This is a genomic window from Spongiibacter thalassae, from assembly GCF_012272835.1.
GTDB lineage: Bacteria > Pseudomonadota > Gammaproteobacteria > Pseudomonadales > Spongiibacteraceae > Spongiibacter > Spongiibacter thalassae.
Map to the genome: position 1 here is coordinate 229,449 of NZ_JAAWWK010000006.1, position 16,727 is coordinate 246,175.

The 16,727-nt window shown below is 56.4% G+C and carries 13 protein-coding genes; 3 read left to right on the plus strand and 10 right to left on the minus strand.

The features are described from left to right. Window positions 1-125 precede the first annotated feature (125 nt). Window positions 126-2,831: an AsmA family protein gene (locus HCU74_RS16470; RefSeq protein WP_168451508.1), complete on the plus strand. Its 2,706-nt coding sequence runs from the start codon at window positions 126-128 to the stop codon at window positions 2,829-2,831. A gap of 5 nt (window positions 2,832-2,836) precedes the next feature. On the opposite strand, the gene HCU74_RS16475 is transcribed toward HCU74_RS16470, so the two are convergent. The 4 genes from HCU74_RS16475 to HCU74_RS16490 all read right to left on the minus strand — a co-directional run bounded on the left by HCU74_RS16475 (window position 2,837) and on the right by HCU74_RS16490 (window position 7,036). Further along, on the minus strand, window positions 2,837-3,871 hold the full coding sequence (locus HCU74_RS16475; protein WP_168451509.1) for a class I SAM-dependent methyltransferase: 1,035 nt from the start codon (window positions 3,869-3,871) through the stop codon (window positions 2,837-2,839). Beyond that, window positions 3,864-4,598 carry a pseudouridine synthase gene (locus HCU74_RS16480; RefSeq protein ID WP_168451510.1) on the minus strand — a complete coding sequence of 245 codons (735 nt, stop codon included), beginning with the start codon at window positions 4,596-4,598 and terminating at the stop codon, window positions 3,864-3,866. The genes HCU74_RS16475 and HCU74_RS16480 overlap by 8 nt, the downstream gene beginning before the upstream one ends. 181 nt (window positions 4,599-4,779) lie before the next feature. Further along, window positions 4,780-5,295, minus strand: a complete 516-nt coding sequence (locus HCU74_RS16485) for a hypothetical protein (protein ID WP_168451511.1) — start codon at window positions 5,293-5,295, stop codon at window positions 4,780-4,782. 154 nt (window positions 5,296-5,449) lie between these two features. Further along, complete coding sequence (locus HCU74_RS16490; RefSeq protein ID WP_168451512.1) at window positions 5,450-7,036, minus strand: peptide chain release factor 3; 1,587 nt, start codon at window positions 7,034-7,036, stop codon at window positions 5,450-5,452. Between the two features lie 316 nt (window positions 7,037-7,352). On the opposite strand from HCU74_RS16490, the gene HCU74_RS16495 reads away from it, so the two are divergent. After that, window positions 7,353-8,630, plus strand: coding sequence for a DEAD/DEAH box helicase (locus tag HCU74_RS16495; protein WP_168451513.1), 1,278 nt, complete (start codon window positions 7,353-7,355; stop codon window positions 8,628-8,630). Here HCU74_RS16495 and HCU74_RS16500 read toward each other — a convergent pair. The 3 genes from HCU74_RS16500 to HCU74_RS16510 are packed head-to-tail and all read right to left on the minus strand — an operon-like array spanning window position 8,627 to window position 11,547. Continuing rightward, entirely contained in the window at window positions 8,627-9,076 is a 450-nt protein-coding gene (locus HCU74_RS16500; RefSeq protein WP_168451514.1) for a chemotaxis protein CheX, read from the minus strand. The two genes, HCU74_RS16495 and HCU74_RS16500, sit on opposite strands and share 4 nt — an antisense overlap. Then, window positions 9,069-9,440, minus strand: a complete 372-nt coding sequence (locus HCU74_RS16505; protein WP_168451515.1) for a response regulator — start codon at window positions 9,438-9,440, stop codon at window positions 9,069-9,071. Before HCU74_RS16505 ends, HCU74_RS16500 begins: the two co-directional genes overlap by 8 nt. A gap of 7 nt (window positions 9,441-9,447) precedes the next feature. Then, entirely contained in the window at window positions 9,448-11,547 is a 2,100-nt protein-coding gene (locus HCU74_RS16510) for an ATP-binding protein (protein WP_168451516.1), read from the minus strand. Between the two features lie 551 nt (window positions 11,548-12,098). On the opposite strand from HCU74_RS16510, the gene HCU74_RS16515 reads away from it, so the two are divergent. Next, entirely contained in the window at window positions 12,099-14,546 is a 2,448-nt protein-coding gene (locus tag HCU74_RS16515) for a TonB-dependent receptor (protein WP_168451517.1), read from the plus strand. A 161-nt stretch (window positions 14,547-14,707) separates the two neighbouring features. Here HCU74_RS16515 and HCU74_RS16520 read toward each other — a convergent pair whose 3' ends face one another. From HCU74_RS16520 to HCU74_RS16530, 3 genes are all read right to left on the minus strand, one after another. Next, complete coding sequence (locus HCU74_RS16520; RefSeq protein WP_168451518.1) at window positions 14,708-15,367, minus strand: AbiU2 domain-containing protein; 660 nt, start codon at window positions 15,365-15,367, stop codon at window positions 14,708-14,710. A gap of 87 nt (window positions 15,368-15,454) precedes the next feature. Then, a complete protein-coding gene (locus HCU74_RS16525; protein WP_168451519.1) occupies window positions 15,455-15,793 on the minus strand; it encodes a hypothetical protein in 339 nt (112 codons plus the stop codon). An 84-nt stretch (window positions 15,794-15,877) separates the two neighbouring features. Continuing rightward, window positions 15,878-16,213 carry a hypothetical protein gene (locus HCU74_RS16530; RefSeq protein ID WP_168451520.1) on the minus strand — a complete coding sequence of 112 codons (336 nt, stop codon included), beginning with the start codon at window positions 16,211-16,213 and terminating at the stop codon, window positions 15,878-15,880. Window positions 16,214-16,727: the final 514 nt, after the last annotated feature.

Genomic DNA, 16,727 nt, shown 5'->3' on the forward strand with positions numbered 1-16,727 from the left:
TACCACAACCTCTCGCGGTGAACACAGGCCAGACTATCGCTGACATATCCGCGATGATTGCAGATTGGCAGGCGAAGCTCCACACTGTTGTGTCGAACTCGCAAATTTAGGACTCGATCTGACCAATGGTAAAAAAGATCCTGCTTGTTATTGGCCTGTTACTCCTGTTGATAGTGGCCGCCACCACAACCCTGGTGATTCGCCCGGACTTACTGCGGGGAGCAATCGCCAGTGGCGCACAGCGTTTTGCCGGTCTCGACTTGCACATCGCCGACATACAAAGTCATACATCGCCGGTGCGACTGGAAATTCGCGGCGTCAAACTGGCCAACCCCAGCTGGCCGGAACCCAAGTTGCTCAGTCTTGAGCACCTGACCCTGACCCTCAGCGAAGTGCCTTTTGGCGAAAAGCCTTTTTGGTCACTCAGCGGTGGTGGACTCGATGTCCGCGTAGCAAAAAATCGCGACGGCGAGTTGAATTGGCTCACTGGCAAACTTCAGGGCAGCGACGAGCAGGAGCCACCCGCTGAAAGCGGCCTGCCCCAGTTACCCGGCGATTTCAGTTTCAACAAAATCACTCTCCAGGACATCAGCATAAGCTACCGTTCACCGGACAATGAAGATCTGCAAATTGTTATTCCGGAAGTGCGTGGCGAACGTCTCGAGCACGGCAACGGCGAGCTGGAACTGCGCCTTCGCTACCGCGAGCAGGCCTTTGCCCTGCGCGGAAAAATCGACCTTTTCGACCCCGCCCAGGGCATCGTGGACTACCGTGTTGCCCTGGAGCACAGCGATCTCGACCTCAGCAGCGAGGGGCGTCTGGTACTCAATCCCAATCTGCAGGACAGCGACCTTCGCGCCGAGCTGGCCCTGCGCCGGGTTGACCGGCTGGCGTCACTCGCCCAGGTGGAACTGCCTGACCTCCCCGCCATCAAGGCATCCACCCAGCTGACCATAACCCCGAACTACGAATTCAGCGAGCTGACTCTGGCCGTTGGCGAAAACCAACTGACCGGTGGCGTCACACTCTCGCCGGACGCCAGTCGAATTGATGCCAAGCTGAGCAGCCAATCTCTGGCCCTCGACCCGCTTATCGCCCTGTTCGCTCCCCCGGCAGAGACCGACACCAGCACCGCCCAAACCAACACTGCAGCGGCCAAGCCGGTGGCGAGCAATGAAGCTGAAATGGACTGGACCTGGCTCAGCAAACAAACCGTCAACGCCGAGCTGGCAGTGGCCAAGCTGTCGGCCCAGGGCTGGAACATCTCCGGACTGAAACTGAACACTCGCCTCGACAAGGCGATCCACCTCGAAGCGGCGGCGTCGACCATCCGCGAGGAAGCCAGTGGCCGCGACATTCCCGATTTCACTAGCAAGCTGGTCATCACCCCACTCGCCGTCCAAACCCAGGGGGCTGACGCCGATATCGACCTGGCTATTACCCAGAGCGAACTCAAGGTCAACGCCAGCGGCAAAGTGAACCTGAACGGCACCAGCGACAATAGCCTGAAACTCACCGCCAGCGCCCCGCGCAGCGCCGACCTGTGGGCACTGGGACTACTGCCCTGGCAGGAGGCCGGCGCCCTGAAGATCGACGCCACCATCGACAGCCCCTCATCGAAGGAATATACCGTCGACGCGCAGCTGGGCCTCGGTGAACAGCGCGCCGAGTTTGACCTGCGCTTTAACCCGGCTATCGACGACGGCGCCACCGCGCAACTCAATGGCGACATCGCCCTGAGCAAGATTTCTCTGGCATTTATGAACGATGTGGCCGCCGGAGAGGTGGTCAACACGGAGCCGGCACCGGCCCCTGCCGGCGATGGCAAGGTACTGAGCAACGAGCCACTTCCCTTCGATGCAATGAAGCAGCTCGACGCAAAATTGAATATTACCCTGACCAGCATCGACACCGGTCACCTGCTGATTTCCAAGGCGACCTTCCAGCCCACCCTCAACAAGGGCCATTTGAAATTGCCCAGCACCCGTATTTCGGTACCCGAGGGTGAGGCCTATATCGACCTGGAAATCGACGCCAGCAAGACCTCCCCACAGATTGCCACCAGCATCAAGATAGACAGCAGCAACTATGGCAAGCTGGGGCTGGACAAGGCCGCCGGGATCAAGAAGGGTCACGGCAAAATCCGTGTCGATTTGCGTGCAAACGGCAGCAATCCCAGGCAGCTGGCGGCCTCGGCCAGCGGCAGAGTTGATATGAAAGTGAAGGACCTCGTCGCCAAGGGCAATGCCCTCAACCTGATTGGCAGCGACGTGCTGTCAGCCACCATCGACAAGCTCAACCCTTTTCGGGAAAAGCGCACCACCACCAAGCTGGAGTGTGTGGCCACTCACTTCAAGGGTGAAAATGGTCGCTTTTATACCAAGAACGGGATTGCGGTCGAGACCAAGGAAACCAAGATTATCGGCACCGGCAGCCTCGACTTCCGCGACGAAGAACTGCTGTTCAGCGTGACTCCGATTGCCCGCACCGGTGTTGGCGTGAACGTCGGTGCCGCCGCCGGCCTGGTGCGACTGGCGGGCTCCTTCAGCAAGCCCAAGGTAGAAGCCGACCCGGCGGGAATGTTCACCTCGGGGCTATCCACCGGCGCGGCGCTGTACACCGGCGGCTTGTCGATTCTGGCCCAGGGGCTGATTAAACGCGCACTCTACTCGGGCAGCGCCTGTGACGGTGAACTGGATGAAATTCCTGCGGCGGATGAAATTCCCGAAGAACTCCTCAACCCGCCACAACCGGCTGCCGACGGTCAGGCCACCGAGGCAGCAGGCAATGAAGCCAACAGCGCGGGCGCTGATAACAACCCAGCGCCCTGACAGGGCTATTTGCGCAGCCGAATCACCCTGAAGCCATCGCGATCAGCGATGACTTCGCTGTGGCTGAACAGGCCCTCGGCCTTGCGCTGCAGAGGAATAAACTGGTTCACCACAAACAGAGCCTGACCGTCATTGCGCAACAGGCGGTGTGTCGCCGCCAGGAAACGCTCGGTCAGACTGCCCTCCACGGCAAAGCCTTGATGAAATGGGGGATTGCACAGCACTGCATCCACCGGCCCGGAGACGCCTTCGGCACAATCTGCCAAATGCAGCTCTGCGGACAGGCCGTGTGTCTCGACATTTTTGGCACAGGCCAACAGGGCCGTCGCATTGTTATCGGTCAACAACCAGCGGCTGTCCGGCAGTTGCGCACTGGCCATCACCGGCAGATAACCATAGCCACAGCCCAGATCCGCCAGGCTGCGCGGCCGTTGCGTAAATCCGTCGAGAAAGCTGCCCAGGCTGTCGATTAACAGAGCGCTGCCGCGGTCCTGCTTTTGCCAGCCGTAGATTCCCGGCTTGCTGAACAGCAGCGGTTCGGTGGCAATCTGCCGCAGTTCGCGGTAGTCACTGTCGGGCAGGAAGTGCTCCGGCTCGGCCTGTTTTACCAGCTCTGCCACATAAGCGTTACCCGACATCTTGCGCACATTGCTCGCGGTAGACAGCATTTTCGCCGCCTTGTCCCCATAGGTTTTCAAGCCGTCATTTTTAAACCCACTGAGCAACAACACACCGCCAATCGGCAGTCGCCGCGCGGCCTCGTTAATCAAAAAATGAACCAGCGGTTTTTCCTTTGACACCCGGTAGCAAATGGTGGCCGGGGTAGCGGCACTGGCGGCGTCAATATCAAAGTCTCCCAGCGCTACATTAAAACCGGCGGCAGTGAGTCCCGCCGCTGTGTCGCAGCGGTTGCTGAACACCCAACAATCCTCCCGCCGCGACGGTATCTCGTCGCTCACTTGCTCGTCGGCAAACCACCACAGAGGGCCAGTGCTGTTTTGCATTTTGCTGTAGAGGGCGCTCAGCGCACTATCACTCATGGTCTTCGCTCCAGACACTGTTAATTTCCTGCTCGCTGAGGCTGCGGTAGTCACCTTCCTCCAGCATGTCATCAAGTTCAATATGCCCGATGGCCTCGCGATGCAGCGCAATCACCGCATTGCCCAGGGCGGCAAACATACGCTTTACCTGATGATATCGCCCCTCGCAGATTTCCAGCCGCGCTTCGCAGTCATCGATAAGCACCAGCCGGGCAGGCAGGGTACGCGCCTTATCGTCCTTCAGGAACACCCCCTTGCTGAATTTATCAACGGTGTTCGCGGGTATCGGTTCAGCCGTGCGCAGCCAATAGCGTTTCCAGCAGGCGCGTTTCGGCGACGTAATCGCGTGGGACCAATTACCGTCGTCGGTCAACAACACCAGTCCCGTCGTGTCGATATCCAGCCTGCCGGCGACATGCAGACGCTCAGGATTGTCCTCATCAAGCAGGTCCAGCACAGTTAAATGCCGCCGATCCCGCGCGGCGCAAACATAGTCACGGGGCTTGTGCAGCATAAAATAGCGGGGCGCAGCGGCGCGCAGGCTGTGTCCGCGCAGGCGTACATCGGCATCGGCGGCGATCGGCTGTCGCGGGTCGCTGAGCACCGCACCATCAAGGGTGATTTCCCCGGCCTTTATCAGCCGTTTGGCTTCACTGCGGGAATAGTCGGTGACCGTGGCGAGAAAGCGATCCAGTCTGAGTGTTTGCGGCGGAGTGGATTTGGTCACAGCTGGCCTGCGTGGCTAGGAGGTAAAGCAGGCTATTGTCGGGAATGCCCACTCTGCGATCAAGTTCTGTGTTCGAGTTCGCTGGCCAGGCAAAACAGTAGGGGCTCGTAAACCATAGCATACAAACAAAAACGGGAGCCGAAGCTCCCGTTTCTCCGCCGTGGCGGAATCGCAGTACAACTTATTTTGCCTTGGCGTCTGCACCGGCCTCAACATTGGCGCTGGCGTTAACCTTAACGTTGGTCGCTTCGCGCAGTGCTTCCTTACGTGCCTGCATGTCTGCCTTGGCTTTGGCCTTGGCTTCAGCGCGGGCCTGGGCATCGGCTTCAGCCTTGGCTTTGCGCTCGGCTTTACGGGCTTCAGCCGCTTTGCGCTCTTCCTCGCGCTTGGCATCCGCCGCTGCTTTACGCTCTGCCGCTTCAGCCTTGGCCGCTGCTTTACGTTCTGCCGCTTCAGCCTTGGCAGCGTCTTTCTTCGCCTCAGCCTCGGCCTTCATGTCGTCTTTCTTCTTTTTGGCCTTGTCCAGGGTAGCATCGAGACCCAGATCCGCATTGGCTTCTGCGCTGCCTTCCATTGAGCCGCCGTCAGTGGAGCCACTGCCGCTCAGACCCAGGCTGCCACCCAGACCACCGGCGGCCAATACCGCGCTGCTGCCAACGGCCAGTACCAGAGCAAAAACACCGTGTTTAAAAGTCATCGTCATCTCCCCTTGCTTGATTTATGTCTCACCATTCTAATGCCGGGAGTCAGCTGCACAAGCCACACAATGGGGTAATTTTCACTGCAACTTTTCTATACTTGCGTGGTCTTCGCCATCATTTCGTCACAAATGCGTTTTCTGCCCAAGCCCTTTAATGCTCTCGAGTCGCGTGGAAATTCACCTTGGGGTGGCGCTCCTCGGTAAGGGACAGATTGACCCGAGTGGGCGCGAGATAGCAAAGGTGGCCGCCGCCATCAATCGCCAGATTATCAGCGCATTTGCGCTTGAATTCGGCAAAGGCCTTGTCATCGTCGCTGTCCACCCAACGCGCGGTATACACGTTGATAGGCTCGTAGATCGCCTCAACCTTGTATTCGTCCTTGAGACGATAGGCCACCACGTCGAACTGCAACACACCGACCGCGCCAACAATCAGGTCGCTGTTACGCTCGGGCATAAATACCTGGGTAGACCCCTCCTCCGACAACTGCTGCAAACCCTTTTGCAACTGCTTGGACTTCAATGGATCGCGCAGGCGAATGCGGCGAAACAGCTCCGGCGCAAAGTGAGGTATGCCAGTGAACTTGACCTCTTCGCCCTCAGTAAAGGTGTCGCCAATCTGAATGGTGCCGTGGTTGTGCAGACCGATAATGTCCCCCGACACGGCCTCCTCAACCAGTTCGCGGTCACCGGCGAGGAAGCTCACTGCATCGGCGATTTTGACATCTTTGCCCAGGCGCACATGGCGCATTTTCATACCTTTGCGGTAGGTGCCCGAACACACCCGCATAAACGCGATACGGTCCCGGTGTTTGGGGTCCATATTGGCCTGAATTTTAAAGATAAAGCCGCTGAAGCTTTCCTCCCGCGCGTCAACGGTACGCACATCGGTGTCGCGGTTAAGGGGGGCGGGGGCCCACTCGACAAAGCCGTCGAGCATTTCCCTGACACCGAAGTTGGACAGCGCCGTACCGAAGAACACCGGGCTCAATTGCCCGGCCAGGTATTGCTCCAATTCAAACTGGTGGCTGGCACCCCGCACCAGCTCAATCTCGTCACAGAAATCCGCGTATTCATCGTCCAGCAAGGCCTTGGCCTCGTCGGATTCCAGTCCTTCAATGCGAATGTCCTCGGCGATAACGCTGCCCTTGCCCGGCTTGAACACATGAATGGTATCGGTATAGAGGTTGTAAACTCCCTTGAAGTCCCGGCCCATGCCGATAGGCCAGTTGATCGGCGCCGCCGCAATGCCCAACACCTCCTCGATTTCGTCGAGCAGTTCAATGGGGTCGCGAATATCCCGGTCCATTTTGTTGACGAAGCTCAAAATCGGCGTGTCCCGCAGCCGACAGACGTTCATCAGTTTGATGGTGCGATCCTCGACACCCTTGGCGCCGTCAATCACCATCAGCGCCGAATCGACCGCGGTCAGGGTGCGATAGGTATCCTCAGAGAAATCCTCGTGGCCCGGTGTATCCAGCAGATTGACGATGCGATCGTTGTAGGGGAACTGCATCACCGAGGAGGTCACCGAAATCCCCCGCTCCTTTTCCAGCGACATCCAGTCAGAGGTCGCCGCACGGTCATTTTTCTTGCCCTTGACCGTGCCCGCCACCTGAATCAATTTGCCGAGCAGAATCAGCTTTTCGGTAATGGTGGTCTTACCGGCATCGGGGTGGGAGATGATCGCGAAGGTGCGGCGCTTGTTGATTTCCTGCTGGACATTAAAATCGGACATGAATCGGGTCTTCTGGCTCGACGTCAGCAGCGACGAAGGCCGCGTGAACGCACTGATCTATTTAGGAGGGCGGATTCTACGTCATTCCGGTCATTTTTTCATCGCGGACATTGGCGGGAACGCCGCCCACCGGCACCATTCCCAAAGGAAATTGATCAAAAAATCACCATTCATCTGGTGATTATTACAGATATGCCGTAAACTTCGGCACCGCCCCACTGGCGGAACCGCAAACCGGGGCAGCCCTATCCCTTCAGCAATACATCATACCGTGCCACCAGGGCCACCGCAGCGGCACCCCTTATTGAGATTTTCTATGCAGTTTAACGAACTGGGGCTTTCTGCTCCTATCCTCGACGCCGTTACCGAAAGCGGCTACACCGAACCCTCGCCGATTCAAGCCAAAGCCATCCCCGCCGTTCTCGAAGGACGGGATGTTATGGCCGCCGCCCAGACCGGCACCGGCAAAACCGCTGGCTTTACCCTGCCGATTCTTGAGTTGCTGTCCACTGGCCGCCCCGCGTCGCCCAATCAGGCTCGGGCACTGATCCTTACACCGACTCGGGAACTCGCCGCGCAAATTGACGAAAACGTCAGCAAATACGGCAAGAACTTACCCCTGCGCTCCACCGTGGTGTTTGGCGGCGTCAAGATCAACCCGCAAATGATGAAGCTGCGCCGTGGCGTCGATATTCTGGTTGCCACCCCCGGCCGCTTGCTGGATCTGTATCAGCAAAATGCCGTGCGTTTTAACGAGCTGGAAATTCTGGTGCTGGATGAAGCCGACCGCATGCTCGACATGGGCTTTATCCACGATATTCGCAAGATTCTTAAGGTGTTACCGCCAAAACGGCAGAACCTGATGTTTTCCGCGACCTTCTCCGACGATATTCGCCAACTCGCCCGGGGCATTGTCAACAACCCTGTCGAAGTCTCCGTAGCCGCACCGAACAGCACCGCTGAACGGGTCGAGCAGTGGATTTGTCCGGTGGATAAAAACCGCAAACCGGCGGTGCTGGCGCAGCTGATTCAGGACAACGACTGGCAGCAGGTGCTGGTGTTCTCCCGCACCAAACACGGCGCCAACAAACTCAGCCGTTTTCTGGATGAGCGGGGCATCAAGTCCGCGCCCATTCACGGCAACAAGAGTCAGAACGCGCGCACCAAGGCGCTGGCGGAATTCAAGAGCGGTGAAATTCGCGCACTGGTTGCCACCGACATCGCCGCCCGGGGCCTGGACATCAGCCAACTGCCCCACGTCGTCAATGTCGATCTGCCCAATGTGCCCGAAGACTACGTGCATCGCATCGGCCGCACCGGCCGCGCAGGTGCCGCAGGACAGGCAGTTTCACTGGTCAGCGCCGACGAATTCGACATGCTGGTCGCTATTGAGCGACTGATAAAGCAGGAGTTGAAGCGGGTCGATATCGAGGGCTATACCCCGGTGCACCCACTGCCCGCCTCTGACCTCAGCGCCCGTCCGCGCCGAGCCAAGCCCCAGGGTCAACGCCGCCCCCACAGCGAGCATCGCGACGGCCAAAAGCCGCCCGCTGCACGCCGTCGTCGCCGTTCCTCAGGGCCGCGCCCAGGCTAATGTTGCAGGCAAATGACCACCGCCGCGTTATAACTGCGCCAGGTGGTCGGCACCACATAGGAGCGTAACTCCGTTGGTAAATGGATTTTCCCCGGCGCTCCTGACACCACCACAGGTACCGAAATCATAAAGTTCTTGCCCAGTTCACGGCGGGCATTACCGGAAATGGTATTGGCCACCTCCCCCACCAGATCGACCATATTTTCGTCCGAGGTATCAGGCTCTCCCAGACTCAGAATCAGATGCCTGAGCATGGCCTTCGGCGCGGTGAAATACACACAGCCCTTATTGGACCCCGACACGCCGATCAAACCGGTATAGTCCATCGACACCGGCGCGCAGTTGTCGGCCAAATAGGGGGTGCCCACCCGCAGATCGTTGTCCTTGGTGTGTTCGAAATAGCGACTCACGCCATCAATAAATACTTGCAGGGTTTCTTCAGTCATAAAGATGTTCCGTCAGTTCGTCCAGCGCCTCGCGCAGTTGTTCTTCGCTAAAGGGCTTGAGTAAAAAGCCACTGGCACCGTTCTCCAAAGCCTCAATACCCGTGGCCTGATCCGAAAGGGCCGACACCACCAGAATCAGCACCTCCGGGTCGATCCGCGCCAACTTGGCAATACATTCAAGGCCGTCAACATTGGGCATGGTCAGGTCCATGGTCACCACATCGGGACGGCATTCATGAAACATTCGCAGGGCCTCGGCTCCATCGCAGGCAATGGCGACCACATCGAAGCGCTCACTGTCATGGGCTCGACAAATTTTTGAACGGATGATGTTCGAATCATCCACAATCATCATTTTTAACATAGCGTCCTCAGGCGGCAGATTTCACAGCGTTGATCTCCGCTGGAAAAAACAGTTGAAAGCGCGTGCCACGGCCGCGGCGCGACTGAATGGTGACTCGCCCGCCCAGCTCCCTTACCACTTCACGAATGGCGTGCATGCCCACTCCCCGTCCGGCGTCTTCATCGACCTCGCTGCGGGTAGACAGTTGGGGATGGAATATCAGGTTCATAATCGCCTTGCTGTCGAGGCTTTCCGCCGCCGCACCGTCAATCAGGCCACGGTCAACCGCGGTGTCGATCACCGCCTGCCGGTCGATACCGTCGCCGTCGTCTTCCACACTGAGTTGAATGCTGCCATCGGCCCTGGCAAGCAGGCGCACATCGACTTCGCCACGTGGCGGCTTTTGAGCAAGCCTGCGCTGCTCCGGCGTTTCAATACCGTGACTGATGGCGTTGCGAATTAACTGCACCGTGAGGGTATTCAGCGCCGCTTCCATGGTTTTCGGCAGCGGCACATCGTTAAATCCGCTGCACAGCAACTCGACTTCCTTGCCCTGACGCTCGGCGACTTGTTCAGCGAACAGAGACCAGTGCGGGTAGGCGTATGTCGCGCTGGAGGAAGCAACCTGACTCGTCCCACTGAGGCCTAGAGTACCCAGCTTTTCCACCAGCCCCTGAATCGTCTCGGTCTGGGCAATCAGCTTGTTCAAATGAACCACCAGGCCAAGGAAGTCATTGCCGGATAGCTCCGCACTGCGCCGCAGCCCGTCCAGCAGTTCCTCAAACTGATGGGCCTGGCGTGCAAAGCGGTGCAATTCCAGCGCCGCTGCCTCGCCCTTGTAGTTATGAATCAGCGCGAAGATCTGATTCGCCTTGTCGATGTACTGCTGATGGGTTTTCGCCGGCTGTTTCAGCAGGCCATTTATTTTCTGGAAACTTGCAAAGCTGTTGCTGAGGAAATGACGCAGCAGATCACCGTTGCTCTGCAGTATGGTCGACAGCAATTCCAGCTGCTCCTCCCCCTGCACCTTGGCGGCCTCAAGCTCGTCGGCCAGTTTGATCTGCCGGGAGATATCCTGCACGGTCACCAGAACATGGACGATCTCACCGTCGATCACCACTCGGGAAAAACCAAAGCTCAGGTGCTTATTGGCAAAGCTGCCATCTGGCTGGGGAATATGCACTTCAACCTGCCGCAGCGGATTCAGATCGCCGATCAGCTTCTGCTTTTTACGGGGATCAAACAGCAGCTTGATGAAGCCGGCAGCAGTGTTGCGGTCCCGGTCAGAGACGATGCCATCCAGCAACTCGGCAAAGGCCACCCCCTCCAACTCCCGCTGCCCAAGGATATTCAGCAAGGCGTGGGAGTACTGGCTGCCGATATGCTGGTCGCGGTCGAGCAGGAACAGCCCCTCATTCACCGTGTCGAGAATTTCCCGTGTTTCCTGGCGGGCCAACTCTATCTTGCTGTCACTCTCACGCAATTGCCGCAAAAAGTGGAACATGATGATAAAGAAGTTAAGCACGGCGAGGCTGATACCCACCGTTTGAATCAGACGCAGGCGCTTGGCCTTGGAAGCAGCGACGTTTTCAAGGTCGACCGTCAGCGCATTCATCAGTCGCAACAGCGTTAAATTATTCGCTCGCCCATAGGCCACCGCGTTGTGCAGACGCGCAGCATAACTGGCGTCACCGCCCAGCGAATGCCGGTCAATAAGCGGGTCCAGTCGCTGAAGAAAGGGCAACCAAAGGGTTTTTGCTTCCTCCAGCGCCTGACGTCCCGCCGGCGAATTCACCGCCCCTAGCATCACCCCATGCCCCTCTGCACTGAGGGTTTCCCCACCCGAGGCAAAAGCCCGCAGAGTATTGTCGAACAGGGCCACCGTTTGGCTCAGCTCAGCCATCGCCAGCTGTCGCTGCTCAACGGAGTCTGCGGCGTCCAGATCCAGCAGCGATTTCATCATTCGCTGGGACAGCATCCGCTGCCGCCCGGCGAGGTTGACCCCCACCGCATCCTCGGAAATTTCAAAGGAGATATAAAAATTCATTAGCAGTACTGAGGCGTCCAGCAGCAGAAATAGCGCGACTGACACAATGATTCCCCGGTACTTGCCGAAATCGAGTTTCATAGGTGCTCACCCATTTTGTTGTTGCGCCCCCACGGCGGGGCGATTTGGAATAGATTCGGTAAAGCTATGGCCGGGGGGGAATTGCAAGGAGCGCGCCCGGAATCGACGGCGCAGCAAAATAATTACGCACCAAAGTGGCAAGTCTGAAAGGCCCTGTTTCTGCGGAAAATGACAACAGCGGGCTCGCATGGCACTGCATTGACGCATTCCCGCTGCCACACACTGCGCCACACGCGCACCAAAACGAGACAATATAAGTACCAAGCAGCCCGCTGCGAATACGATAAAAACCAACAATATTAATAAATTAGCGCTGCATCACCACGGAGCTACACCACTATGCGCTACCGTAATAGAGGCAGCAAAAATACGGCTTATAGCGCATCGCCTTCGGTGTCATACGCGGTTGATAAAATTGGCCACAACGACACCACAATAGCGCCTATCGGCCAACCACATATGCCCCGGCTTCGCTTAACCTTGTCTGGTTAAATTCTGGATTCGATCAGGCCCTGACACTTGGCCACACCCATCTGAAAATAGGGAACCCCATGACACAACGATCTTTGCAACACTCTCGTTTTCGTCTCTCTCCCCTCATTAATGCACTCCTGCTCAGCACCCTGCCACTGTCGCTGAATGCCGCTCCGGCGCTGGAGGAGGTTCTGGTGACCGCCCAAAAGCGCAGTGAAAGCACCCAGGACATTCCCGTGGCGGTAACCGGCCTGGGCGGCGACATGCTGGACAAGCTGGGCTTTGACAACGCCAATGACATCGGCGCCCAGGTGCCGAATATGCAGGTCAGCGGCGCTTACGGGGAAGTGCAGCCGATTTTCTCCATTCGCGGTGTCAGCATGTCTGACTACAGCTCCAACCAGGCCAGCCCCATCGGGGTCTATGTTGACGAGGCCTATCTCGGCCCCACCTACAGCCACGGCGCAAGCTTCTTCGACGTAGACCGACTGGAAGTACTGCGTGGCCCCCAGGGCACCCTGTACGGCAAAAACACCACCGGCGGTGCAATCAATATCATCACCCGTACACCGGACATTGCCGGCGAAGGCCGGCGCTACCTGAAAGCCGGCGTTGGCAATTTCAACTCCCACAGCATTGAGGGTGCCACCGAATCGGTACTGATCGACAACACCCTGGCAGTGCGGGTGGCCGGTAGCCTGAAAAAAAGTGATGGCTGGATGGATATTGTCGGCAAAGACGCCAACGGCGCCGAAACCGACTTTCGCGGCGGGCGGATCGCCTTCAACTGGCTGATTAACGACCGCTTGGACGCGGTGCTGAAACTGACCTCTGCCGCCAACGATGGCAGCAGCACACCGCCCAAGGGTGAGCCCCGTACCGACCTACGCGGCACCGGCACCGAGGGCGACAGCAACGGCTTTATCGACTACACCGGCTACTCGCGGCCGGAGAGTCTTGGCTTTCACCAGGTGGAGGCCAATGCCTCCGGCGCGCTGACTACCAAAACCGATCTCGCGGTTGCCACGGTCAACTATAACGCCGACAACTACACCCTGACCTCGGTCACCTCCTACCTGAATGCCGATTACTATCAGGAACAGGACACCGACGGTGGCCCCAATGGCTTGCTGGAAATTATCTGGTCGTCAGATTCACAAAGCTACAGCCAGGACCTGCGCTTCACCTCGGCCTTCGACGGCATGTTCAACATCATTGCCGGTGTCTACTACGGCTTTGAAGAACTGTATATGCACAACACCTACCTGATCTATCGCGATCCACCGGACCCGCGGGTGTTGCTGGCCAAGCCTGACACCGCTGGCGACGCGCCCTTTTTGCTGGTCGTCGGCCAGGTCGTACAGCGCATGACCACCGAGAAGGAGAGCGCGGCGGCCTACACCCAGATGCGCTTTGACTTCACCGCCAACCTGGGCATGGATATCGGCCTGCGCTACACCCGAGACCGCAACACCATGCCCTACCTCAACCTGTCCCGTTACAGCGACGACGGCGAACCCATCGGCACCTGGGTGCCCGGCAACAACACCGGCGTCGACAATGGCTGGGTGCGCACACCGCTCACCCCCGATGCACTGCTGGCACTGGTGGCCAACCCCCAGGCCTTCTCGGCATTTACCTCGGCGGGCTACACCCACGGCCCCTTCACCCTGGATTCCGCCCCTGAGCTGGACGTGGTGGAAAGCGAAGTCACCGGCAAAGTCGGCCTCGACTACCGCTTTAACGACGAGTGGATGGTCTACACCAGCGCCAGTCGCGGCTATCGCGCCGGCAGCTATAATGGCGGGGTTTACTACGTTGAGCGCCCGGTGGAAACCGCCTACGCGGCACCGGAGTATATCGACGCCCTGGAAATCGGCCTGAAAGCCGACCTGTTTGAAAACAGCGTGCGACTGAATATGGCGGCGTTTTCCTACGACTATACCGACCAGCAGTTTATCAACGTAGTCGGCATCTCCAACTTCCTCGAAAATGCCGGCGCCTCCAGTATTCTCGGTTTCGAGGCCGAACTTTGGGCGCGCCTCACCGAGCGCCTGACCGTGCAAACCACCCTGGGTTACCTCGACACGGAATACTCAGAGCTGAGCCTGGCCAACACCGAAACCCTCAACGACCCCGACGACCAGGTCGACCTGTCCGGCAATGAATTGATTTCAGCGCCAAAACTCAACCTGAGCTACTCCGTCGATTACGACCTGCTGGTGACCGACCACGGCTACTTGAGCGCCAACGTAAACGCCAGCTTCCAGGACGACCAGTGGTACAGCGCCTACAACAACCAGAATGGCTACGGCGAAATTCGCCAGGACGCCTACTGGCTATATAACGGACGCCTCTCCTGGTACGCCAACGACGGCAGCTACAGCGTTTCAATGTGGGGCAAAAACCTGCTGGACGAGGAGTACCATGTGTACGCCCTTAACCTGCAGGCGAGCTTTGGCTTTGACGAGTATATTGCCGGAGAACCGCGTAGTTACGGTGTTGAAGTATCGATGAGCTTCTAGACCAGAAAGGGGGCGTAACCGCCCCCTGTTTCCCCGGGTGAGCCGGGCTGTTCGAGTGTCAGCTCGACTACGCAGAACATCGAACATTCTTCAGATTGGAGAATTTCATCAGAGCTGTGGTACTAACTCCCGGGAAGTCAGCTGCCGGACTTCCCGTTTTGTTATGCATTCCTTTCATCAATATTGCCGAGCTCTCGCCATTGATTAGAGTCAATTAGCCCATCCTCTACAAGCATTTCGTAAGCTAGTGACTTTTGAAGACGAATAACCAGAGACCTTCCGTTATTGTTAAGAGGTAAAACGGTCATTGAATAAGCTGTGGTACTCTTGAAATATTCTAACTCAATGTGATTTAGAAAATCACCAGCAGCTTTAAGCGCTGCATTCACGTCAGCCCGAGACACACCTGGCAGTGGAGAATTTTCGCTGCCAATAGCAACAGCCAAATCATTGTGTGCAATTCGTTTATTTCGGATATGTCGGAATGTTCCTGCTCTCCCCTGAAGCTCTTCTAGCAGTTCCTTTAGCTTCTGGACTATTTCTTCCCTGCCACTCCGTTCAATTTCTTCAATGAGATAAGAGAAAGATAGATTGGAATTTCCTTTCATTCTGGACGGATCAGTAAACTTACTTAATCCTAGAATCATGCTGTCTATTACAAGGCTTTGAAATTCAACCAGCAAGTTAGAAGCTGTTTTGTTAATAATTTGAATTCGGTGTGAATTCGTCCCAAAAAGCTCCACATACATTATCCAACGATAGTGCAGATGAGTAAGCTCTCTTTTCGCTCGGTCAAATACAGATTTTAAATCGTCTTCCATAAAATTCTCAAAATCGCTAATACCGCCAGCAGGCGTCCATTTGAGTGGAGCAAAGCACAACGAAAAATGGTCGCCTGCCTTACATTTTTAGGCGAAGCCTGGTGGGTTGTGAACCTTGAATTTATACACGTGAACTGGGCCCTGTGTTTTACCTCCCCAAAGACACAATGACCCGACCCTTTGATTCGGGGATACAAAAGCACCCAACTTTCTATTTATAGATTTTGCAACTTCAAGGTATTCATCGCCACTTAACGCTTTGCCGTCTTTTCCAGCCAACAAAAGCATCAAGACTTCTTTGTTCTCGCTGGAATATGCCAGAACTGTTTGTGACCTTTCTGGCCAATCAATTAAATCATACTTTCCTGCTTCAGCTCGCCCAAGACCATCTTGGAGTGCGTGCTTTATCTCGTCTATAAACACCATAATTCTCCTCGAGAATGATTTCGCCTAAGCCGTCGCCGCGTCGCATGGCCTTGATATGCGCACTGATATCTGACAACCCTCAGACTACCGAGAAATCTTTATATCCGGAACAGACTCCATATTTGGCCTTTTTAATTCCGGATCGTCCTCTTTTAAACACCGAAAATGTAATTCAGCGCTTGCCATCGACGAGCCCTTATCTCTATATGAATCACGCAATGGCATAAACTGCTTTCCTATAGACACGCAGTACTGGTTAGCCGACTGATAGAGCCCTGCCTTGATCTTACTCCCAGAGTAGTCAAACTCACCTCCTTGCCCTGCTATCATGTATGTATCTTTTCCTGCGGGAACCACATCACTCGTGGAGGCGCAACCATAGACCATAAGCGCCATTATTAGGTGAATAAAAAACTTCATGCTCAGCCTCCAGAAAAGCTCTATTTAATTATGGAAAGTATCAGAGCGACAACGGACACACATAGCGATCCAAAGGAGATGGATAATGAGATTAGTGACCTCCGAGAGCTACGGTACATTTCCAAGCGCCGATAAAGCTCCGCATCCGATGCAACACCGCGCAGCTTTGAATAGTCCCCTTCCTTAGTTTCCGTGGGATCGTCAATACAAGTGGGAACTCCATATTTTTCACATTGAACAAGTAATGAACCAGAATCTTTTGGATTCTTGTTCCCAAAAAAACTCGACCAGTCAGTTTGTTTCCGGTCAGACATTGTGCTCACCAATTGAACTCACAAATCCACTAGATTCCGAATCGTGGGATTCGCATGACAGCCTGTTAATTAACAAGGCCTGCGACCTGATGAGAATTCTTAGCGGGCGGCCCGTGTAATATCTTAGGCTGGCCCAGAAAAAACCAGCCAAGCCCATGAAAAAATTAATATTATTTTTCACTTACCCTACGGGCCAGGCA